We start from the raw sequence: 18,576 nt of genomic DNA, 5'->3' as shown, positions 1-18,576 counted from the left end.
CCGTCGTCGCCACAGTGTTCAGGCGGTGGCGGCGGGGCGGCGGTCGGAGAGAGCGGTGACCCCGGGCGGGGGCAGGCCGGCCGTCGAGGCGAGCAGGGTGCACCAGCCGAGCAGGTGGGGGGCGAGGTTGTCGTCGACAGGTGTCCACGAGGCGCGGATCTCGATGTCGCCGGCGGTCGGTGGGCCCGCGAGGTCACCGAACCGGGTCGACATGGTCTGGGTGACCGTCCCGCCGATCGCCCGGTGACCGGCGTCCTGGGTATCCAGGGCGTCGGTCAGCCACGTCCAGCCCACCCCGGGCAGCAGCGGGTCGGCGGCGAGGTCGACCTCCAACTCGGCCGTCACGTAGGTGACCAGTCGCAGCGTGCCCTGCCACGCCTCGTGCCCGGCCGGATCGTGCAGCAGGATCAGCCGGCCGGTGGCCACCTCGTCGCCGTCGCGCAGCACCGTCGCGGAGAGCGCGAACGTGAACGGCGCGAGCCGTTGGGGCGCGCCGACCTCCTCCAGGGTGATCTCCGGCCGGGGCGCCGGCGACCGCAGCCCGGCGACCGCGCGGGCGAAGGTCTCCGGGAGCGCGATCGGGGGGGCCATGTCGGCAGCCTATGCCGCCGTTGGTCCGCCCGCTTCGACGGCGCGCCGACACGCCCCTCCGCCGCCGTCTCGCGGGCTCGGCGTTAGGTACGTCCCTTCCGTTCACCCCCGGCGGGTCGGAGGCGAGGGGCGTGGCACGATTGCGGCGATGACCACGGATACCACGGGCACTGCCGCCCGAGACGGACACCCGCGCCCCGGCGGCCCGGCCGACTCGCCCTTCATCCGGGCCTGTCGGCGTCGGCCCGTCCCGCACACCCCGGTCTGGTTCATGCGCCAGGCGGGCCGCTCCCTCCCGGAGTACCGGGAGATCCGCGCCAACGTGCCGATGTTGGAGTCCTGCCGCCGTCCGGAGCTGGTCACCGAGATCACCCTCCAACCGGTGCGCCGGCACGGGGTGGATGCGGCCATCCTGTTCAGCGACATTGTGGTCCCCGTCGCAGCGGCCGGGATCGACCTGGACATCGTGCCGGGCACCGGACCGGTGGTCGCCGAGCCGGTCCGTACCGCCGCCGACGTCGACCGGATCCGCCCGATCACCCGCGACGACGTGTCGTACGTCGACGAGGCCGTCCGCCAGCTCGTGGTCGAGCTGGGCGACACCCCGCTGATCGGCTTCGCCGGCGCGCCGTTCACGCTGGCCAGCTACCTCGTCGAGGGCGGGCCGTCGCGGACCCACGCCAAGACCAAGGCCCTGATGTACGGCGACCCCGAGCTGTGGCACGCGCTCTGTGCCCGGCTCGCCGACGTGACGCTTGCCTTCCTGCGGGTGCAGATCGAGGCGGGCGTCTCCGCCGTGCAGTTGTTCGACTCGTGGGCCGGCGCGCTCTCCGAGGCCGACTACCGCCGCTACGTGTTGCCGCACTCGACCGCCGTGCTGAGCGGGCTGGTTGACTCCGGTGTGCCGCGCATCCACTTCGGTGTGGGCACCGCCGAGCTGCTGGGCGCGATGGGGGAGGCCGGCGCGGACGTGGTCGGCGTCGACTGGCGTACGCCGTTGGACGTGGCCACCTGCCGGATCGGGTCGGACAAGGCGGTGCAGGGCAACCTGGACCCGTGTGTCCTGCTCGCGCCGTGGCCGGTGGTGGAGGCCGAGGTGCGCCGCATCCTGGAGCAGGGCCGGGGGGCCCCCGGACACGTGTTCAACCTCGGTCATGGTGTGCTGCCGGAGACCGACCCGGAGGTGCTGACCCGGGTGGTCGCGCTGGTGCACGAGGTGTCCAGCCGTCGGGCCGAGCGGGGCTGACACGGCGATGCGGCAGCCCTGGCGGGTGGCGGTGGTCGGCGGCGGGATCGCCGGGCTGGCCGCCGCGGTCCGCTTGCGCGACCGCGCGCCGGAGGGCACCGAGATCACGGTGTACGAGCAGTCCGGCGCACTGGGCGGCAAGTTGCGCACCGGTGCGCTGGCCGGCGGACCGGTGGAGTTCGGCGCCGAGTCCTTCCTGATGCGGGACCCCACCGGGGCCGAGAGCGCGGCGGTGGTGCTGGCCCGCCGGCTCGGGCTGGCCGAGAAGATCGTCCACCCCACCGTCGGGCAGGCCGCGCTTGTCGTCGACGGAGGGCTGCGCCCCATTCCGGGCGGGACGCTTGTCGGCGTACCCGGGGATCTGGATCAGGTGGCGACGGTCGCGCGCCCGGCGGCGGACGCCGACCTGGACGACGGTCGGCCGTTGGTCGGGCCCGAGGCGGACGTCTCGGTGGGTGCGCTGGTCCGGTCCCGTTTCGGTGACGAGGTGGTCGACCGGCTGGTCGACCCGATGCTGGGTGGCGTGTACGCGGGCCGCGCCGACGACCTGTCCCTGGTCACGACCATGCCGGCGCTGGCCCGTACCGCCCGGGTCGAGCACACACTGGTCGGCGCGGTCCGGGCCGCGCAGGCCGCCGCCCCCCGCGCGCCCGGCGCCCCGGTCTTCGGCACCCTGGCCGGCGGGCTGGGCACCCTGGTCGAGGCGGCGGTGACGGCCAGCGGCGCGACGATCCGGCGGGACGCCGCTGTGCGCGAGGTGACCCGGACCGGCACCGGCTGGCGGCTCACGGTCGGTCCGACGCGTGACCCTGCGCGCGTCGACGTGGACGCCGTGGTGCTGACGGTGCCGGCCCGCCCGGCGGCGCGCCTGCTCACCGGTCCGGCCCCGGAGGCCGCCTCGGCCGTTGGCGAGTTGGAGTACGCCAGCGTCGCGCTGGTCACGCTGGCCTTGCCGCAGCCACCGCTGCCAGAGCTGTCCGGCTTCCTGGTGCCGAGCACCGAGGGGCTGTTGATCAAGGCGGCGACGTTCTTCACCACGAAGTGGGGGCACCTGCGGCGGCCGGACGGTTTGGCCCTCGTGCGTGCCTCGGTGGGCCGCTACGGTGAGGAGGCGCAGCTCCAGCGCCCGGACGCCGACCTGGCCGCGACAGTGCACCGGGAGCTGTCGGCGGTGCTCGACACTCCGCTGCCCGCCCCGGTCGACGGGCACGTGCAGCGGTGGGGCGGTGCGCTGCCCCAGTACGCCCCGGGGCACGCCGACCGGGTCGCCGCCGCGCGGACGGCGCTGCGGGCCGCGCAGCCCACCCTGGTCCTGGCCGGCGCCGGCTACGACGGTGTCGGCATACCGGTCTGCGTCCGCTCCGGCGAGACGGCGGCCGACGAGATCATCACAGCACTGGGAGGATCGGCGAGATGACCGAGCAGACCAACGCGGCCCGGCTGCGGGAGCTGAACGACAGCATCCGCTACACGATGTGGTCGGTGTTCCGGGCCAGCGGACCGCTGCCGTCGCTGCGCGACAACGTCACCGGCGAGGTCGAGTCCCTCTTCGACGAGTTGGCCGGCAAGGACGTGGTGGTCCGGGGCGTGTACGACGTGGCCGGGCTGCGCGCCGACGCGGACGTGATGATCTGGTGGCATTCGGCGTCGAGCGACGCGCTCCAGGACGCGTACCTGCGGTTCCGGCGTACGACGCTGGGTCGGGCGCTGACCCCGGTGTGGTCGCAGATGGCGCTGCACCGGCCCGCGGAGTTCAACAAGAGCCACATCCCGGCGTTCCTGGCCGGTGAGGAGGCCCGCGGATACCTGTGCGTCTACCCGTTCGTGCGCTCGTACGAGTGGTACCTGCTGCCCGACGCCGAGCGGCGTGAGCTGCTGGCCGAGCACGGGAAGATGGCGCGCGGCTACCCGGACGTACGCGCCAACACCGTCGCCTCGTTCGCGCTGGGCGACTACGAGTGGATGCTCGCGTTCGAGGCCGACGAGCTGCACCGGATCGTCGACCTGATGCGTGACCTGCGCGCCTCCGGGGCGCGCCGGCACGTCCGCGAGGAGGTTCCGTTCTACACGGGCCGCCGCCGCTCGGTCGCCGAGATCGTCAACTGCCTGGTCTGACTCGCCGCCCCGCCCCGGCTCCTCCCTGCCCCGCCCTTCCTCTGCCCCGCGATCTTGCACTTGCTGTCCCGACGAACGGGGCATAGGCCGCGATCTGGCAACCGAAAGTGCAAGATCGCCGCACCGGCTGGCTGCCCGGGGCGAGACGGGGGTTACGGGGTGACGGGGCAGCGCGGGGACGACGGGGATCTCGCTTGGTGCGACGTCGTGAGGTGGAGGGGCGGAGCATGATCTGTTCTCGGCGTACGCCCTCGGGCATGCGATCACCTGGCTCGTCGGTCACATCGAGATCAGGTCCCGCGTCAGCGGGTCCGACGTGGGTACGCCGCTCGACATTCCGACCGGACGCCCGGCCAGGACGGCCACCAGGTTGAGTGAGCCGGGGATGCTCATCCGGTCACGCCAGCGCTGCTCGCGATCGCCGTCGCCCTGCCAGTCGGCGAGCCGTGAGCCGAACGCTTCCGGTGCCTCGGCGAGGGCGGCCAGCCGCAGCTCCCGCCAGGTGGGCCAGTCGTCGGGGGAGAGCACCAAGATGTCGATCATGCGGAGATGGTGCCCGGACGGATCGCCGGGCACCACCGTATTCCCGCCGTCCGGCGCCGCGCCCCCGCCCGGGTGCGGCGCCGGCCGGGGATCAACTGGTCGCCGTGCAGGAGACCAGCGGGATCGGGTTGCTGCCGTTCCACGAGCCGAGCAGACCGAATGTCGTGCTCGCCCCGGCAGCCAGGGTGCCGTTGTAGTTGACGTTGCGTGCGGTGACAAGCGTGCCGTTGGTGGTGACCGTGGCGCTCCACGACGAGGCGACCTGTTGGCCGTTGTTGTAGTTCCAGCTCACCGACCAGCCTCTGGTGGGTGAGCCCCCGGCGGTGACCTTCACTTCCGCCTGGAATCCGCCGCTCCACTGACCCGTGATCTGGTACGTCGCCGTGCAGGCGCCGGCCGGCGGCGGGGTGCTCGGCGGCGGCGTCGTCGGCGGGGGAGTGGTGGGCGGCGGCGTGGTGGGGGGCGGCGTCGTCGGCGGCGGTGTGGTCGGCGGCGGCGTGGATCCGCCACTGAAGTCCACGTCACTGCACAGGTAGTACGACTGGTCCAGGTGGCTCGCCTGCCAGATGGTGTAGACGATGTGCCGTCCGGTCCGTCCCGTCGCGTTGACCGGGATCTGGATGGAGACGCCACCGGTGTCCTTGTCCCACTGCGACGCCGGGGTGTTGCCGATCTGGCCGGCCAACTCGAGGTCGTTCCAGCTCAGCGGCTGGGTGGTCGAGTTGAAGCCCTGCTTCGTCACGTACACCCGGATGTAGTCCGCGCCGTGGCTGGCCTGGTCGAAGAAGCGCAGCCGGAAGTTGTTCGACACCGAGGTGGTCTTCCACGCGCCGACCGTGTCCATGGCGTTGTAGCGACCGTTCTGGGTGCGTCCGCCGCTGCACAGTTGACCGTTCGGGATGGCCCCCTGGTGGTTGCCCGCCACGCCCTCGCGGAACAGGCCGTTCCAGTTCCACATGGCCTGCGGGTCGGCCTGCCAGGCCTGCCAGCACATCGGGTCCTCGGTGGCCATGCGCGGGTTCTGGAAGTCACCGCCCCAGCGCTGCCAGCAGCTGTAGCTGCGCGAGGGCGGGTCGACGACCGAACCGTGCGCGGAGGCGGATGGGACCAGCGCGACGCTCAGCGCGGTGGTCAACATGAGCGTGGCGGCTGCCGCGACGGCGAGCGGCCGGAGCACGCGTGGTGATCGGGCGATTGTGGACATGGAGCCCCCGGGGGGATGAGGTCGGACGACGACACCCGGACTGCCGGGAGTTGCCCACTCCCGTGCCTACTTGCTGGCTCCTGCGATGGCTCTACCCGGCACGATGCCAGGTCGATCGTCAGACGTCAATGACCTTGCGCCGCATCGGGGTGTGCGGGATGCCGTCCTCGACGTAGTCGGGGCCGCTGACCGTGAAGCCGTACCGGGAGTAGAACGCGACCAGGTGCGACTGGGCCTCCAGCACGCAGGTCCGGTCACCCACCACCTCCAGCGCCGCGGTCATCAGCCGACCGGCGTGCCCACCGCCGCGCGCCCCGGGGGCCACCACCACCCGACCGATCCGGGCGACATCGTCCGGGTCGGCCAGAATCCGCAGGTACGCCAGCGGCGCGCCGCCGTCGGTGAGCCAGAGGTGCCGGGTCCTCTCCTCGACGTCACGCCCGTCGAGTTCCGGGTACGGGCAGTTCTGCTCCACCACGAACACGTCGATGCGTAGCTTGAGCAGGTCGTGAAGGGTGCGGGCGTCCAGGTCGGCGATGAAGGCCGTCCGGATCTCGGTGGTCTGCTGGGGCACGCACCGATGGTAGGCCGGGCGGCCCGGCGGGCTCACGTGCCGGGGTGCGTCAGGCCGGGCGTGCGCCGACGGCGTCGCGGATCTCGGCACCCTCGGCGCCCTCGACCGCGCGGGCGCAGTGCCCACAGCAGAAGAACCGGCCGTTGACCTCGACACCGTGCCCGACGATCTTGACCTGGCAGTGTTCGCAGATGGGTGCCATGCGGTGGATGGCGCACTCGAAGGAGTCGAAGGTGTGTACGTCGCCGCTGACCGTGTGCACCTCGAACGCCATCCAGTAGTCGTTTCCGCAGACCTCGCAACTCGCCATGGGAACCCCCCCGTATCAGGACATGTGACCTCAGAGTTACCCAGGACGGGGCTGTCGGGGGTGAATTGCCGTCGTCCGGCCGGGATGGGCGGCGTGTCGGCGTCGGCGTGTCGACCGTTAGGCCTGGTGAACCGCCGTGACTTCGGAGGATCGCCATGATCAAACGAAACAAGCTCTTCGGCAGCCAGACCCGGGTGACCTTCTGCCTCCCACGGGACGCGCCACCCGGTCCGGTGAGTGTGGTGGGGTCGTTCAACGACTGGGAGCCCGGCCGGCACGAGTTGGTGACCCGCCGCGACGGCACCCGGACGGTCACCGTGAAGCTCGGCCCGGGGGAGTATCGGTTCCGTTATCTCGCCAGCGGCGGCGTCTGGCTCGACGACGAGACGGCCGACGGCGTCGACGATAGCGGCAGCCTGCTGCGACTCTGAGAGGTCAACTCGTCACCATCGATGTATTTATCGATGCGGCTCTTTACTGTTAATAAAGTTTAAATTACCTTGGGGCACCTCACCGCACCTGCAGAAGGAGCCCCCATGCGTCGAAGAATCACCGTCCCGCTGGTGGCGGCGGGCGCTGTCGCCGCCACCCTCACCGTCGCCGCGCCCGCCCAGGCGCACGGCTACGTCTCCGCCCCGCCAAGCCGGCAGGCGCTCTGCGCGCAGGGCAAGGTGCCCGACTGCGGGCAGATCAAGTACGAGCCGCAGAGCGTCGAGGGACCCAAGGGTCTCAAGAGCTGCAACGCAGGCATCACCCAGTTCGCCGTCCTCAACGACGACAGCCGGGGCTGGCCGGCCATCTCGGTCGGTAGCTCGCTGACCTTCACCTGGTTCAACACGGCCCGGCACGCCACCAGCAACTGGGAGTACTGGATCGGCAACACCCGCGTCGGCGTGGTCAACGGCAACGGGCAGCAGCCCGGCGCGACGGTCTCGCACACCGTCAACCTGGGCGGTTTCTCCGGGCGGCAGAAGATCCTCGCCGTGTGGAACATCTCCGACACCGCGAACGCCTTCTACTCCTGCATCGACGTGCAGATCGGCGGCGGCGGGTCGACACCCACCCCGACGCCGACCAGCTCACCCACGCCCCGCCCGACCACCAGCCCCACCGCCGCGCCGACGACCCCGCCCCCGGCGGGTGGCAGCAGTTGGACGGCGGGCCGGGCGTACCAGGTCGGTGACCAGGTCACCTACGGCGGACTGACGTACCGCTGCCGGCAGGCCCACACGGCGATCTCCGGCTGGGAGCCGCCGAACGTACCGGCGCTCTGGCAACAGGTCTGACCGCGCGGGTGCGGCTCCGGCCGCACCCGTGTCGCCGCCCCACGCGATCGGAGCCCGGCATGCCCCGCGCAACCCACCTGGCGTGGTTGGTCGCCGCTTCGCTGCTCGCCGCCTGCGCCGGGCCGTCAGCGCGTCCACCGACCACCGCCTCTCCGGTGGCGGCCGACTCCGCGCCGGCCGCCGCCGACCTGAGCGGCATCGACGTGGTGTTCCTCAGCACGATGGTCGGGCACAGCGAACGCACCCTGCAGATCGTCCGGCTCGCCCGGGACCGACTGCGCGACGACGCGCTGCGCACCCTGGCCGCCGCCATCGAGGTGACCGAGGCCGACGAACTGTCGACCATGCGCGGGTGGCTGCCGACGACCGGGCCGGGCGCCAACGCCGCCGGGCACGACCACGCCGGGCACGGCGACGACACCGCGCTCGACCGGCTGCGGGCCGCGCCGGACACCGACGTCGACCGGGTGCTACGCGAGGTCCTCGCCGATCACCAGCGGGCCGCCGCCGACCTGGCCCGGGCCCAGGTCGGCGGCGGCCGCGACGAGCGGGTCCGCGACCTGGCCCGGCGGATCGAACAGTCCCGGACCGCCGAGGTCGACCTGCTCAGTGGGTACGACGCTCAGGTCAGCGAGCCTCCAGGCGGACCGAGATCGAGTTGACGCAGTGCCGGGTGTCCTTCGGCGTGAAACCCTCGCCGTGGAACACGTGTCCCAGGTGGCTGTCGCAGCGGGCGCAGCGGATCTCCGTACGCGCCATGCCGAGGCTCCGGTCCTCGATCTCCTTGACCCGACCCGGAATGGCGTCGTCGAAGCTCGGCCACCCGCAGTGCGAGTCGAACTTGGTGTCGCTGGAGAAGAGTTCCAGGCCGCAGGCCCGGCAGTGGTAGACCCCCTGGGTCTTGGTGTCCACGTACTCGCCGGTCCACGGGCGTTCGGTGCCGTGCTCCCGCAGGACGTGGAACTCCTCCGGGGTTAGGCGGACACGCCACTCGTCCTCGGTCTTGGGCAGGTTGTTGTCGTCGAGACTCACCCGTCAACGGTACGTCCAACGTCGGGGGCGTGGCATAAGGTCGCGGGATGGGTGGCACCAAGGCAGCGGTCGCCGAGGTCGAGGTGGCCGGGCACACCGTACGGCTCAGCAGCCCCGACCGGGTGATCTTCCCGCAGCGGGGCTTCACCAAGGCGGACGTCTTCCACTACTACCTGGCCGTCGGCGACGGGATCATGCGCGCCCTGCGGGACCGGCCCACCACGCTGCAACGCTTCCCGGCGGGCGTCGAGGGCGAGGCGTTCTTCCAGAAGCGGGTGCCGACCCGGGGCGTGCCGCCCTGGATCACCACCGCCCAGATCACCTTCCCGAGCGGTCGCGGCGCGGCCGAGCTGTGCCCGGCCGACCTGGCGCACGTGGCCTGGGCGGCGCAGATGGGCACGATCGTGTTCCACCCGTGGCCGGTGCGCGCCGCTGACGTGGACCGCCCCGACGAACTGCGCATCGACCTCGACCCGCAGCCCGGCACCGACTTCGCCGACGCCGCCCGGGCCGCGGCGGAGGTCCGCGCGGTCCTCGACGAGCTGGGCGCGACCGGCTGGCCGAAGACCTCCGGTGGGCGTGGCGTGCACGTCTACCTACGCATCCAGCCCCGCTGGACGTTCACCGAGGTGCGTCGGGCCACCATCGCCCTGGCCCGCGAGGTCGAGCGCCGCAATCCCGACCTGGTGACCACGGCCTGGTGGAAGGAGGAGCGCGGCAGCCGGGTCTTCGTCGACTACAACCAGATGGCCCGGGACCGGACGATCGCCTGCGCGTACTCGCTGCGCGCCAACGCCCGGGCCACCGTCTCCACCCCGGTCACCTGGGCCGAGCTGCCGGACGTCGACCCGGACGACTTCGACCTGCGTACCGTGCCGGCCCGCCTGACCGAGGTCGGCGACCCGCACGCCGGCATCGACGACGCGCCGTGGGACATCACGCCCCTGCTGAAGTGGGCCGAGCGCGACGCCGCCGCCGGTCAGGGTGACCTGCCGTACCCGCCGGACCACCCCAAGATGCCCGGCGAGCCCAAGCGCGTGCAGCCCAGCCGCGCCAAGCGCACCCCCTAGCGCCGTCTCACGCGGGCGGTCGTGCCGGCCACGCCACGAACCTGTCGAACAGCTCCCGAGGGTCGGGTACCGCGTCCGGGTTCAGCTTCAGCAGGTCGGCCGTCGCCTCGAACAACTGGCTCGCCAGGTAGACCGACAACCCCACCCGGTCCCGCCGGTACTGCATCGTCAGCAGCAGTCGGGCCGGCGGGCACGGCCAGGCGGCGGCGCAGACGCGGCACAGCCACAACGGGCGCATCGGAGTGTGCGGGCGGATCGCTCTGCGCTGGGCGTGCGGGACCGGCGGCTCGTTCGGCGAAGGCATACCTCTTACGGTGACCGGTAAGTTGACCCGGGTCAAGGAGTCGGGTCATCTGTCTACCGTCCGCCATATGGATCTGGTGGGCGCTGCGGAGATTCGCGCGATGCTTGGCGGCATCAGCAAGCAGCGCGTTTACGTGATCACCAGTCACCGGAACTTCCCGGACCCGGTGGCCGATCTGGTGCAGGGCAAGGTCTGGCGCAAGTCGGACGTGGTGGCCTGGATCCGAGAGCACCGTCCGGAGTTGGCCGAGGGCTGACCGCGCCCTAACTATTGGTTCGCGGTGCTCGGCGCGGCCCGTTCTTGTCGTACACCTGTGCCAATTAGCGGGTTGTTGTGGGTTGGTTTTGGGGCTGTCGTCCGGACGCTGCACCAGCAACTGGTCGGCCGACTCCAGGACCGGCGGTCCCGCCTGCTCAACGAACTGGTCCTGGCCTTCACCTTCCTCAACATCTTCGCCATCGTGCTCGCCGCCCTGACCTTCGTGGCACTGCCGAGCCTCGACGTCGGGCTCCTGGCCTCGGCGATCGGGCTGGTGATGCTGCTGGCGAACCTGACCGCGTACCTCGCGTTCCGTCGGCAGATCAACGACCCGGGCCGGGCCACGGGCGGGTGACCAAGTGAGGCCGGGACGCCACTCGCGTCTCGATAGCATCGCCGCCATGGCGACGCGACTTGTGCAGATCAACATGAAGGCTCGGGACGAGGTGGCGCTCGGCGCTTTCTGGGCCGAGGCGCTCGGCTGGGAGATGTCCAGCGAGGGCCCCGGTGTGACGAACCTCGAACCCAAGGAATTCGTCTATCCCGATCCCGTCGCCGTCTGCATCGACATCGTCGTCTCCACCGAGCCCAAGACGGTGAAGAACCCGGTGCACATCGACCTGGCCACCACCTCGGCGGCTCACCAGGCCCAGGTCGTCGCACGTCTGAAGGATCTTGGCGCGACACCCGCCGACGTGGGGCAGGGGGACGTGCCGTGGGTCGTCCTGGCCGACCCGGAGGGCAACGAGTTCTGCGTGCTGGACTGGCACGACTCGGTCCAGGACACGGGTCCGATCGCCTCCGTCGTGGTCGACTGCGCGGACCCGAGGGGCATGGCCCGTTTCTGGGGTGAGGTGACGGACTGGACCGTGCACAAGGTGACCGACGACAACGCGGTCCTGCGCTCGTCCAGCGGCGTAGGCCCCTACCTGCAGTTCCTGCGCACGCCTGTCGTCAAAGCCGGGTGGAACCGCGTCCACCTCGACGTCCGCCCGTATCCGGACGACGACATGGAGACCGAGGCGACGCGACTGCGGGCCCTGGGCGCCACGCCGATCGACCTGGGTGGCAGCACGATCCCGTGGAAGGTCTTCGCCGACCCGGAGGGCAACGAGTTCTGTCTCCTCACCCCGAAGTGACGGGGACGCCACCACCGCACCGACCGCCGCACCGATTGACTTTCGATAGGTAGCAAGCGAAACTCGATGTATGGTTGTTGAACGTCGAGCGGTGTCCGCTCTCCGAGTGTTTCTCGTGGTGTTGTTCGGGATCCTGGTCCTGTTCCAGACCCTCTCGCTGCCGGGGCAGTTCGCGCACATGGCGCAGGAGTCGCCGGAGGACGCGTACCTCCGGTGGCCGGCGACGATCGTGACGGTCTTCTGGGTGCTGTGCGTCCAGGTGGTGATCGTCGCGACGTGGCAACTGCTCAGCCTGGTCAAGAACGACCGCATCTTCACCGAGGCGTCGCTGAAGTGGGTCGACGCCATCGTCTGGGCCATCGCCGCCGCGTGGGTGGTGCTGGTGGGCGTCTTCCTCTACGTGGGGTTCAACGCGGGCGACCCAGGGCTGCCGCTCCTGCTGTTCCTGCTGACGGTGGGCGTCACCGTGCTGGGGCTCCTCATGGTGGTCATGCGTGCCCTGCTGCGGCAGGCCACCACGCTGCGGACCGACATGGAAGCGGTGATCTGATGCCCATCGTCGTCCGGATCGACGTCGAGCTGGCCAAGCGCAAGATGAGCGTCGGCGAGTTCGCCGAGCGCGTCGGGCTCACCCCGGCGAACGTGGCGGTGCTCAAGAACGGCCGCGCCAAGGCGGTCCGCTTCAGCACCCTCGAAGCGATGTGCCGGGTGCTCGAATGCCAGCCCGGAGACCTGCTCGAATGGGTTGAGGAGGAGACAGCATGAGATACCTCGTCGCCATCGCGGCCGTCGCCCTCGGCGTCGCCGCCGTCGTGTACGGAGGGGCCGACGACTCGCCGGGCCTGCAACTCATCGGCGCGCTGCTCGTCGTGGGCGCGATCGCCTTCGCCGTACGGACGGCTCGACGCGGTACGTGACGCCGCCGACCGTCCCCGTAATAACGATCATGTAACGGGCGCGAACCTTTCCCCGTAGGTGACCTGTCTTGAAGGTCGTCGGCCCACCAGGGGCAGGGGAGGCGTCGGATGAAGCTGGTGTGGAGGCGGGCCCGCGAGGCGCGGGGACTGCTGGTTGCCGCGGTGATCGCTGCCCTGGTCGCCGTAGCGTTGGTCACCGGTCTGTCGGACTACAACCGACGTGCGGTGGACGCTGGGCAGCGCGCGTTGGTCGCGGCGTCGCCGGCCGAGGAGCGCGGCCTGCTCGTCAGCGGCTCCGGAGGTCGAGACGCCGCCGAGTTCGCCACCCGCGACCAGGCGGCGCGGGCCCAGTTCGCCGACGGGCTCGGCGGGGCGCGGGTAACCGTCTCCGTGGCGCGCTACGGCACCGGCCGGGAACTGACCGGCGATCTCGGCTCGGTGCCGCGCACCGGCGACGACCCGATCTTCGCCAACCTGGCCACCCTCGACGACCTGACCGCGCACGCCGAGCTGACCGGCGGCGCGTGGCCCCGCCCCGGGGCGAAGCCAGCCCAGGTGAGCCTGCCGGAGCGGGTCGCCACGACACTCGGCCTGACCGTCGGCGACCGGATTCCAGTGCGGGACCGCGCCACCGAGAAGGCCAGCGAGGTGGTGCTCGCCGGCACCTGGCGACCCCGCGACCCGACCGAGGCGTACTGGCTGCTGGCACCCGGGGTGGGGACCGGCAGCGCGGGCTCGGCCACCTCGTACGGGCCGTTCGTGCTCGATCCGGCCGACTTCACGACAGTCTTCCCGGGCTCGGTGACGGCGTCCTGGCTGGCCGAACCGGACCTCGGCGGCGTCGACGCCGGTGACCTGCCCGCCGTCCGGGCCGCCGTGACCACGGCCGTGGCGGCGGTGCCCGAGGCCGCCCAACTGGGCTCCTCGGGGCAGACCTCGACGAAGATGGACCGCCTGCTGGACCGGATCGCGCGCGCCGACCTGGTGGGCCGCTCCGCGCTGGCCACCCCGCTGCTGCTCATCCTGGTTCTCGGCGGGTACGCGCTGGTGCTGGTCGCCGCACTGCTGCACGAGGACCGTCGCCCACAGACCGCGCTGCTGCGTGCCCGTGGCGCCGCCCGCCGCCAACTGGCCGGCCTGGCCGCCCGGGAGGCGACCCTGGTGGTGGCTCCGGCGGCACTGCTCGGGCCGGTGATCGCCGGCGAGGCGCTGCGATTCGTCCGCCCCGGCGGTGCGGCGGAGCTGTCCACCGCCGGCGGCAACACCACGCTGGTCTGGGCGGCAGCCGCGGCGACGGCGGCCGGCTGCCTGGTGGCCATGGTCGCGCCGACGCTGCGCGGCTCCGGCACGTACGTCGCCGACATGGCCGCGCGGTCCCGCCCGAACCGGTCGGCGAGCGTCCAACGCGCGAGCGTCGACCTGGTACTTGTCGCCCTCGCCGTGCTCGCCTGGGTGCAGCTGCGCCGGTACGCCTCTCCGCTCGCCGGCTCGAACGGCCGGCTCGGTCTGGACCCGCTGCTCATCGCCGCCCCAACCCTCGGCGTGCTGGCCGGGGCCGTGCTGGCACTGCGGGTGCTTCCGCCGCTCACCCGGTTCGCCGAGCGGTTCGTCGACCGACGGCCGTGGACGGCCACCATGCTGGGGATGTGGCAGGCGGGCCGCCGTCCCCACGCCGGGCCCGTGCTGCTGCTCGCGCTCGCCGTCGGCGGCAGCACGCTCGCCTGGTCCCTGGTCAGTACCGGTGAACGGTCCCAGGTCGAGCAGGCCGGCCACACGGTCGGCGCCGACCTGCGGTTGACCGAGCGGGCCGGACTGGCTCCGGCGACCCGGGCCGGCGAGCTCGCCGCGCTGCCGGGCGTGCGCCGGGCACTGCCGGTGTGGCGCGACGAGGTGCGGGTCGGCCGGGGGGATCTGCCCGTCACCGTGATCGGCGTCGACCCGGCCGGTGCGCCCGGCGTCGTCCGGCTCGCCGACCGGCTGAGCGACGAGCCGGTGTCGACGCAGTACCAACGCATGGTCGGGGCCCGGGGTGCACCCACCGGCGTCGAACTGCCCGCCGGCACCCGCGCCATCACCGGTACGGCTCGCACCCCCGTCGAGCGGGCCTTCCGCCCCCTGGAGGTCGCCGTGTCGTTGCTGGTCACCAGCAGCGACGGGTCGGCCTTCCGGCTGCCGGCGGTCAACGCCACCAGCGACGGACGGGCCACGCCGTTCACCGTGCAACTGCCCGACGTGGGGGACGCGCGACTGCGGTTGGCCGGATTCGAGGCCGACGGTGGGGCGGCGGCCGGGAACGCGTACCGGCTCCGGGTGGACGGGCTGACGCTCGTCGGCGCGGACGGCACCAGACGGCCCGCCGAGTTGACCGGGGGCTGGAGCACCACGGCCGGCGGTAAGCCAGCCGCCACGGCGCAGTCCAGCACGAGCGGCGTCTCCGCCAGCTTCCCGGTGGAGGTCATTCCCGGCGGACAGTTCGCCTACCAACCACCCACCCGGTTCGCCATCGTGCCCGCCGGGCAGATCACCCCCGTTCCGGTGCTGATGACGCCCGGGGTGCGCGACGCGTTGAGCCTGCACACCGGCGACACCCTCACCCTGGCCCTCTCCGGCGCGTCCGTGCCGGCCCGGTTGGTCGGTGAGCTGGACTCCGTGCCGACCACCGCCGGCGACGGCGTGCTGCTCGACCTGCCCACGGCGGTCGACGCGCTGATCCGCACCGGCGGAACCGTTCGAGGCGTACCCGAGTGGTGGGTGGGCGCCGACGACCCGGCGGCCGCCGCACGCGCCGCCGGCGAACTGACCGGCGTCACCGTCCTCGACTGGCGTGCCACGATCGAGGCCGCCGCCGACGACCCGTACTGGCGGGGGGCGCGCACCGGGATGCTCGCCGCCGCCCTCGGCGCGGTGCTGCTCGCCCTGGTCGGCCTCATGGTCGACGTGTGGGCGACCGCCCGACGCCGGATGAGCGAGTTCGCGGTGCTGACCACCCTCGGCGCGACGCCCCGACTGCTGGCCCGGGCTCTGCTCGCCGAGCAGACCTTCCTGGCCGGCATCGGCGTCGGGGTCGGTCTGTTGCTCGGCGCCACGGTCGGAGCCACCATGGCTCCACTCGTCATCCTCACTCCGGCCGCCGGCCGGCCGGTACCCCCGGCGGCGTTCGCGCTGCCCTGGGTGCCCATCGGCCTGACCGCGGTCGGCCTGCTGCTGGCGGCGCTCGCCTTCAGCGCGTTCATCGCCACCGGCATCCGTCAGCGGGTGGCGGCGGTGCAGCTGCGAATCGGGGGAGAACGATGAGCGTCGGCGCGGCCGCCCGCCGGGTCCGGGCGTACGGCGGGCAGTTCCTGCTCCTGGCGGTGTTGACCCTGGTGGTCACGCTGCTGGTCAATGGAGTGCCTCGACTGGTCAACCGGCTCGCCGAAGAGGGCCTGCGGGCGTTGCTCAACAGCGAGCAGGCCGACCGCCGGGATCTCAACTACGCCACCGGGGAGGTCGTGACCGGCGCCGCGCCGGTCATGCCCGGCGCCCGGGAACAGTTCGACAGCCTGGTCGAGGGGATGCCGCCGCAGATTCGCTCCGCCGTCACCGAACGCTGGCTCAGCGTGGATACCACGCCGAACCGGGTGGTCGGACCCGACCTCAAGGCCCGCAACCTGCTGGTCAACCTCGGTCTGCGTGCCATGCCCGGCGTCCAGCAGGAGAGCACCCTCGTCGAGGGCGCCTGGCCGAACGAGACGTACGTCGCCGGCCGGCCCATCGAGCTGGCCCTCGACGCGGACGTGGCGCGCAAGCTCAACCTGCGCGTCGGCAGCCGGCTCGACCTGCGTCAGCTCGCCGACGGTGGCAAACCGACACCGATGGTGGTGGTCGGGCTGTTCCGACCCGTCGACCGGGCGGACGGCGCCTGGGGCGGGTTGCCGCAGGTGCTCCAGGTCGTCGAACCGGAGGGCGACGGCCAGCCCCTCATCGGCGTCGGCGTGGTCGCCCCGGTGGTCCTCGACAAGGGCGCCGCGGCCGGCTGGCCGGTGCGCACGCAGTGGCGCTACCGCCTCGGCGTGGACCGGATCGACGCGCGCCAGCTCGACCAGGTGATCGACAACCTGCAACAGTTGCAGCGCCACGTCCCGCCCGGTCTCACGCTGACCCAGGCCGTCGACATCCCGCTGCGCGCGTTCGCCGCCCAGGTGAACTCCGCCCGGACCCTGCTCGCGGTGGTCGGGGCAGGAATCCTGGCCACGCTGGCCGGGCTGATCCTGCTCGCGGCGACCCTGTCCACCCGCCGACGCCGCTCCGAGTTCGCGCTGATCCGGGCCCGTGGCGGCGCGGCCACCGCCGGTGCCCGCCGCAGCCTCGCCGAGTCACTGCTGGTGGTGCCGGTCGCCGCGGCGCTCGGTTGGTGGCTGGGCACCCTGTTCCCCGGTACGCCCGACCCGACCGCGCCGGACGCCGCCGCGGCGACCCTGCTGGTCACCCTGGCACTGCCGCTGGCGACGCTCGCGGTGCAGGGCGTCGGCGCGACCCGCCAGGATCTGGTCCGGGTGCGTCCGTCGACACGGCGGCTGACCGTCGAGGTCTTCCTGCTGTTGCTGGCCGGGCTCGCCGCCGTGCTGCTGCGCCGTCGCGGGCTCACCCTCGGCGAGGTCGACCCGCTGCTCGTGTCGGTGCCGGTGCTGATCGCGATCGCCGCGGCGGTGCTCGCGCTGCGCGCGTACCCCTGGCCGTTGTTGCTCGTCAGCCGGCTCGCCGCGCGGACCCGCGGCAGCGTGACCTTCCTCGGCACCGCGCGGGCCGGGCGCTCGACGGTCGCCGCGCCGCTGGTCGTCGTGGTGCTGGCCATCGGCACAGCGGCCTTCTGCGCGGTCGTCGCCGCCGGCGTCGATGCGAGCCAGGGCCGGGCCGCCGAACAGGTCGTCCCCGCCGACGCGCTGATCCGGGGGGAACGCTTCGCCCCGGACACGGTCGACGCACTGAACCGTCTGCCCGGCGTCGACGCCGCGACGCCGGTGCTGACAGAGCCGGACCAGCGGCTGGCGACGGACGAGGTCGGCACCGACGCGCGGATCGGCCAGACCACGGTGCTGCTCGTCGACGGCCCCGGGTTGGCCAGGGTGACCGGCGAGTCCGGAGTGGACGTCACGGTGCCGGACGCGTTGCGCTCCGCCCGCGCCGAGCCGGGGGCGGTGCCGGCGATCGTGTCACCGGCCGTCGCCGCGGACCTGGCGCGGACGGATCTGCGGGACTCGGCGTTCGTCGCGGTGCAGGGGCAGCGGTACGAGTTCCGGGTTGCCGGCTCGCAGGACAGCTTCCCCCTGCTGGCGGCGACCACCGGTCGGTTCGTGATCCTGCCCTGGCAGGCGTTACCGGCGCGGACCACCACGCCGGCGCCGACCAGCCTGCTCGTCGCCGGTGACCGGATCGACGCGGAGGCGCTGCGGCAGGCCGGTGACCAGGGTCAGCTGCGCTATCAGAAGCAGGGGGCGGTCACTGGCCGGGAACGGCCGCTGGGCGTCACCGTCGACACCCGAGCGGGCGTACGACACCAGCTCGGTGACGGCGGCGCGAACGGCGTCCTGGCCTTCGGGTTCCTGGGGGGCGCCGCCGGCGGCACGGTCCTCGGCCTGCTGGCGATCGCGTTCACCGTGCTGGCCGGCGCGCGGGCCCGCGGGCAGGTGCTGTCCCGGCTGCGCACCCTCGGCCTGTCCCGCCGCCAGTGGCGAGGGCTGCTGCTGGTCGAGCTGACCCCGCTGGTCGGGATCTCGGTGCTGACCGGGGCACTGGTCGGCGCGTTGCTCCCACTGGTGCTCAATCCGGTGCTCGGTCTGTCCGCGTTCACCGGCGGCGTGCCGGTCCGGGTGGCGTTCGAACCCGGGCTGGTCGTCGCGGTGGTCGCGCTCGGGGCGATCGCCCTCGGCTTCGCGGTCGCCGTCGAGGCCCTGAACAACCGCCGGCTGCGCCTCGGTGAGGTGCTGCGGCTCGGAGAGGAGAGCTGA

At 72.5% G+C, this 18,576-nt stretch carries 22 protein-coding genes; 15 read left to right on the top strand and 7 right to left on the bottom strand.

The annotated features are described in order from the left end of the window. Positions 1 to 18: 18 nt before the first annotated feature. Positions 19 to 591, bottom strand: a complete 573-nt coding sequence (locus tag ACGFH9_RS20720) for a DUF3000 domain-containing protein (RefSeq protein WP_393221653.1) — start codon at positions 589 to 591, stop codon at positions 19 to 21. Between the two features lie 148 nt (positions 592 to 739). On the opposite strand from ACGFH9_RS20720, the gene hemE reads away from it, so the two are divergent. Genes hemE through hemQ form a run of 3 tightly spaced genes read left to right on the top strand, consistent with a single transcriptional unit; the run spans position 740 to position 3,952 of the window. Further along, complete coding sequence (gene hemE / locus ACGFH9_RS20715; RefSeq protein ID WP_393221651.1) at positions 740 to 1,837, top strand: uroporphyrinogen decarboxylase; 1,098 nt, start codon at positions 740 to 742, stop codon at positions 1,835 to 1,837. A gap of 7 nt (positions 1,838 to 1,844) precedes the next feature. Then, entirely contained in the window at positions 1,845 to 3,254 is a 1,410-nt protein-coding gene (hemG, locus tag ACGFH9_RS20710) for a protoporphyrinogen oxidase (protein ID WP_393221648.1), read from the top strand. Continuing rightward, the gene (gene hemQ, locus ACGFH9_RS20705) at positions 3,251 to 3,952 is read left to right on the top strand and encodes a hydrogen peroxide-dependent heme synthase (RefSeq protein WP_393221645.1); all 702 of its coding nucleotides are present in this window, start codon (positions 3,251 to 3,253) and stop codon (positions 3,950 to 3,952) included. Before hemG ends, hemQ begins: the two co-directional genes overlap by 4 nt. 279 nt (positions 3,953 to 4,231) lie before the next feature. Here hemQ and ACGFH9_RS20700 read toward each other — a convergent pair whose 3' ends face one another. The 4 genes from ACGFH9_RS20700 to ACGFH9_RS20685 all read right to left on the bottom strand — a co-directional run bounded on the left by ACGFH9_RS20700 (position 4,232) and on the right by ACGFH9_RS20685 (position 6,583). Continuing rightward, entirely contained in the window at positions 4,232 to 4,495 is a 264-nt protein-coding gene (locus ACGFH9_RS20700; protein ID WP_393221642.1) for a hypothetical protein, read from the bottom strand. A gap of 91 nt (positions 4,496 to 4,586) precedes the next feature. Continuing rightward, positions 4,587 to 5,699 (bottom strand): lytic polysaccharide monooxygenase, encoded by a 1,113-nt coding sequence (locus ACGFH9_RS20695; RefSeq protein WP_393221639.1) that lies wholly within the window; start codon positions 5,697 to 5,699, stop codon positions 4,587 to 4,589. Between the two features lie 118 nt (positions 5,700 to 5,817). Next, positions 5,818 to 6,273, bottom strand: coding sequence for a GNAT family N-acetyltransferase (locus ACGFH9_RS20690; RefSeq protein ID WP_393221637.1), 456 nt, complete (start codon positions 6,271 to 6,273; stop codon positions 5,818 to 5,820). A 49-nt stretch (positions 6,274 to 6,322) separates the two neighbouring features. Next, complete coding sequence (locus ACGFH9_RS20685) at positions 6,323 to 6,583, bottom strand: Prokaryotic metallothionein (RefSeq protein ID WP_355233962.1); 261 nt, start codon at positions 6,581 to 6,583, stop codon at positions 6,323 to 6,325. A 155-nt stretch (positions 6,584 to 6,738) separates the two neighbouring features. Between ACGFH9_RS20685 and ACGFH9_RS20680 the strand changes: the two genes are divergently transcribed. The 3 genes from ACGFH9_RS20680 (at position 6,739) to ACGFH9_RS20670 (ending at position 8,531) form a co-directional block, all read left to right on the top strand. Beyond that, complete coding sequence (locus ACGFH9_RS20680) at positions 6,739 to 7,014, top strand: isoamylase early set domain-containing protein (protein ID WP_393221634.1); 276 nt, start codon at positions 6,739 to 6,741, stop codon at positions 7,012 to 7,014. Between the two features lie 105 nt (positions 7,015 to 7,119). Continuing rightward, on the top strand, positions 7,120 to 7,869 hold the full coding sequence (locus ACGFH9_RS20675; protein ID WP_393221631.1) for a lytic polysaccharide monooxygenase: 750 nt from the start codon (positions 7,120 to 7,122) through the stop codon (positions 7,867 to 7,869). 59 nt (positions 7,870 to 7,928) lie between these two features. Next, positions 7,929 to 8,531 carry a DUF305 domain-containing protein gene (locus tag ACGFH9_RS20670; RefSeq protein ID WP_393221628.1) on the top strand — a complete coding sequence of 201 codons (603 nt, stop codon included), beginning with the start codon at positions 7,929 to 7,931 and terminating at the stop codon, positions 8,529 to 8,531. Here the strand turns inward: ACGFH9_RS20670 and msrB are convergent. After that, complete coding sequence (gene msrB, locus ACGFH9_RS20665; RefSeq protein WP_393221625.1) at positions 8,497 to 8,901, bottom strand: peptide-methionine (R)-S-oxide reductase MsrB; 405 nt, start codon at positions 8,899 to 8,901, stop codon at positions 8,497 to 8,499. The two genes, ACGFH9_RS20670 and msrB, sit on opposite strands and share 35 nt — an antisense overlap. Positions 8,902 to 8,948: 47 nt before the next feature. Between msrB and ligD the strand changes: the two genes are divergently transcribed. Beyond that, a complete protein-coding gene (ligD, locus tag ACGFH9_RS20660) occupies positions 8,949 to 9,971 on the top strand; it encodes a non-homologous end-joining DNA ligase (RefSeq protein WP_393221622.1) in 1,023 nt (340 codons plus the stop codon). Between the two features lie 7 nt (positions 9,972 to 9,978). Here ligD and ACGFH9_RS20655 read toward each other — a convergent pair whose 3' ends face one another. After that, complete coding sequence (locus tag ACGFH9_RS20655; RefSeq protein WP_393221619.1) at positions 9,979 to 10,275, bottom strand: hypothetical protein; 297 nt, start codon at positions 10,273 to 10,275, stop codon at positions 9,979 to 9,981. A gap of 67 nt (positions 10,276 to 10,342) precedes the next feature. Between ACGFH9_RS20655 and ACGFH9_RS20650 the strand changes: the two genes are divergently transcribed. The 8 genes from ACGFH9_RS20650 (at position 10,343) to ACGFH9_RS20615 (ending at position 18,576) form a co-directional block, all read left to right on the top strand. Next, positions 10,343 to 10,531: a hypothetical protein gene (locus ACGFH9_RS20650; protein ID WP_393221617.1), complete on the top strand. Its 189-nt coding sequence runs from the start codon at positions 10,343 to 10,345 to the stop codon at positions 10,529 to 10,531. A 72-nt stretch (positions 10,532 to 10,603) separates the two neighbouring features. Beyond that, the gene (locus tag ACGFH9_RS20645) at positions 10,604 to 10,888 is read left to right on the top strand and encodes a hypothetical protein (RefSeq protein ID WP_393221615.1); all 285 of its coding nucleotides are present in this window, start codon (positions 10,604 to 10,606) and stop codon (positions 10,886 to 10,888) included. 46 nt (positions 10,889 to 10,934) lie between these two features. Beyond that, positions 10,935 to 11,672, top strand: a complete 738-nt coding sequence (locus ACGFH9_RS20640) for a VOC family protein (protein WP_393221612.1) — start codon at positions 10,935 to 10,937, stop codon at positions 11,670 to 11,672. Between the two features lie 91 nt (positions 11,673 to 11,763). Then, positions 11,764 to 12,222 carry a DUF2975 domain-containing protein gene (locus ACGFH9_RS20635; protein WP_393221610.1) on the top strand — a complete coding sequence of 153 codons (459 nt, stop codon included), beginning with the start codon at positions 11,764 to 11,766 and terminating at the stop codon, positions 12,220 to 12,222. Then, the gene (locus ACGFH9_RS20630) at positions 12,222 to 12,437 is read left to right on the top strand and encodes a helix-turn-helix transcriptional regulator (RefSeq protein WP_355051732.1); all 216 of its coding nucleotides are present in this window, start codon (positions 12,222 to 12,224) and stop codon (positions 12,435 to 12,437) included. The genes ACGFH9_RS20635 and ACGFH9_RS20630 overlap by 1 nt, the downstream gene beginning before the upstream one ends. Next, positions 12,434 to 12,589, top strand: a complete 156-nt coding sequence (locus ACGFH9_RS20625) for a hypothetical protein (protein ID WP_355233938.1) — start codon at positions 12,434 to 12,436, stop codon at positions 12,587 to 12,589. Before ACGFH9_RS20630 ends, ACGFH9_RS20625 begins: the two co-directional genes overlap by 4 nt. Before the next feature lie 108 nt (positions 12,590 to 12,697). Beyond that, positions 12,698 to 15,883 (top strand): FtsX-like permease family protein, encoded by a 3,186-nt coding sequence (locus tag ACGFH9_RS20620; protein WP_393221606.1) that lies wholly within the window; start codon positions 12,698 to 12,700, stop codon positions 15,881 to 15,883. Beyond that, positions 15,880 to 18,576, top strand: a complete 2,697-nt coding sequence (locus ACGFH9_RS20615) for an FtsX-like permease family protein (protein WP_393221604.1) — start codon at positions 15,880 to 15,882, stop codon at positions 18,574 to 18,576. The genes ACGFH9_RS20620 and ACGFH9_RS20615 overlap by 4 nt, the downstream gene beginning before the upstream one ends.

Origin of the sequence: Micromonospora sp. NPDC049102, assembly GCF_043197485.1 — a bacterium.
Lineage (GTDB): Bacteria > Actinomycetota > Actinomycetes > Mycobacteriales > Micromonosporaceae > Micromonospora.
Note: the sequence above shows the minus strand (reverse complement) of the source record. Positions and strands in the feature narration are given on the sequence as shown.

Coding starts and splice junctions, on each gene's coding strand:
- ACGFH9_RS20720 (WP_393221653.1), bottom strand. CDS start 591: ATGGCCCCCCCGATCGCGCTCCCGGAGACCTTCGCCCGCGCGGTCGCC.
- hemE (WP_393221651.1), top strand. CDS start 740: ATGACCACGGATACCACGGGCACTGCCGCCCGAGACGGACACCCGCGC.
- hemG (WP_393221648.1), top strand. CDS start 1,845: ATGCGGCAGCCCTGGCGGGTGGCGGTGGTCGGCGGCGGGATCGCCGGG.
- hemQ (WP_393221645.1), top strand. CDS start 3,251: ATGACCGAGCAGACCAACGCGGCCCGGCTGCGGGAGCTGAACGACAGC.
- ACGFH9_RS20700 (WP_393221642.1), bottom strand. CDS start 4,495: ATGATCGACATCTTGGTGCTCTCCCCCGACGACTGGCCCACCTGGCGG.
- ACGFH9_RS20695 (WP_393221639.1), bottom strand. CDS start 5,699: ATGTCCACAATCGCCCGATCACCACGCGTGCTCCGGCCGCTCGCCGTC.
- ACGFH9_RS20685 (WP_355233962.1), bottom strand. CDS start 6,583: ATGGCGAGTTGCGAGGTCTGCGGAAACGACTACTGGATGGCGTTCGAG.
- ACGFH9_RS20680 (WP_393221634.1), top strand. CDS start 6,739: ATGATCAAACGAAACAAGCTCTTCGGCAGCCAGACCCGGGTGACCTTC.
- ACGFH9_RS20675 (WP_393221631.1), top strand. CDS start 7,120: ATGCGTCGAAGAATCACCGTCCCGCTGGTGGCGGCGGGCGCTGTCGCC.
- ACGFH9_RS20670 (WP_393221628.1), top strand. CDS start 7,929: ATGCCCCGCGCAACCCACCTGGCGTGGTTGGTCGCCGCTTCGCTGCTC.
- ligD (WP_393221622.1), top strand. CDS start 8,949: ATGGGTGGCACCAAGGCAGCGGTCGCCGAGGTCGAGGTGGCCGGGCAC.
- ACGFH9_RS20655 (WP_393221619.1), bottom strand. CDS start 10,275: ATGCCTTCGCCGAACGAGCCGCCGGTCCCGCACGCCCAGCGCAGAGCG.
- ACGFH9_RS20650 (WP_393221617.1), top strand. CDS start 10,343: ATGGATCTGGTGGGCGCTGCGGAGATTCGCGCGATGCTTGGCGGCATC.
- ACGFH9_RS20640 (WP_393221612.1), top strand. CDS start 10,935: ATGGCGACGCGACTTGTGCAGATCAACATGAAGGCTCGGGACGAGGTG.
- ACGFH9_RS20630 (WP_355051732.1), top strand. CDS start 12,222: ATGCCCATCGTCGTCCGGATCGACGTCGAGCTGGCCAAGCGCAAGATG.
- ACGFH9_RS20625 (WP_355233938.1), top strand. CDS start 12,434: ATGAGATACCTCGTCGCCATCGCGGCCGTCGCCCTCGGCGTCGCCGCC.
- ACGFH9_RS20620 (WP_393221606.1), top strand. CDS start 12,698: ATGAAGCTGGTGTGGAGGCGGGCCCGCGAGGCGCGGGGACTGCTGGTT.
- ACGFH9_RS20615 (WP_393221604.1), top strand. CDS start 15,880: ATGAGCGTCGGCGCGGCCGCCCGCCGGGTCCGGGCGTACGGCGGGCAG.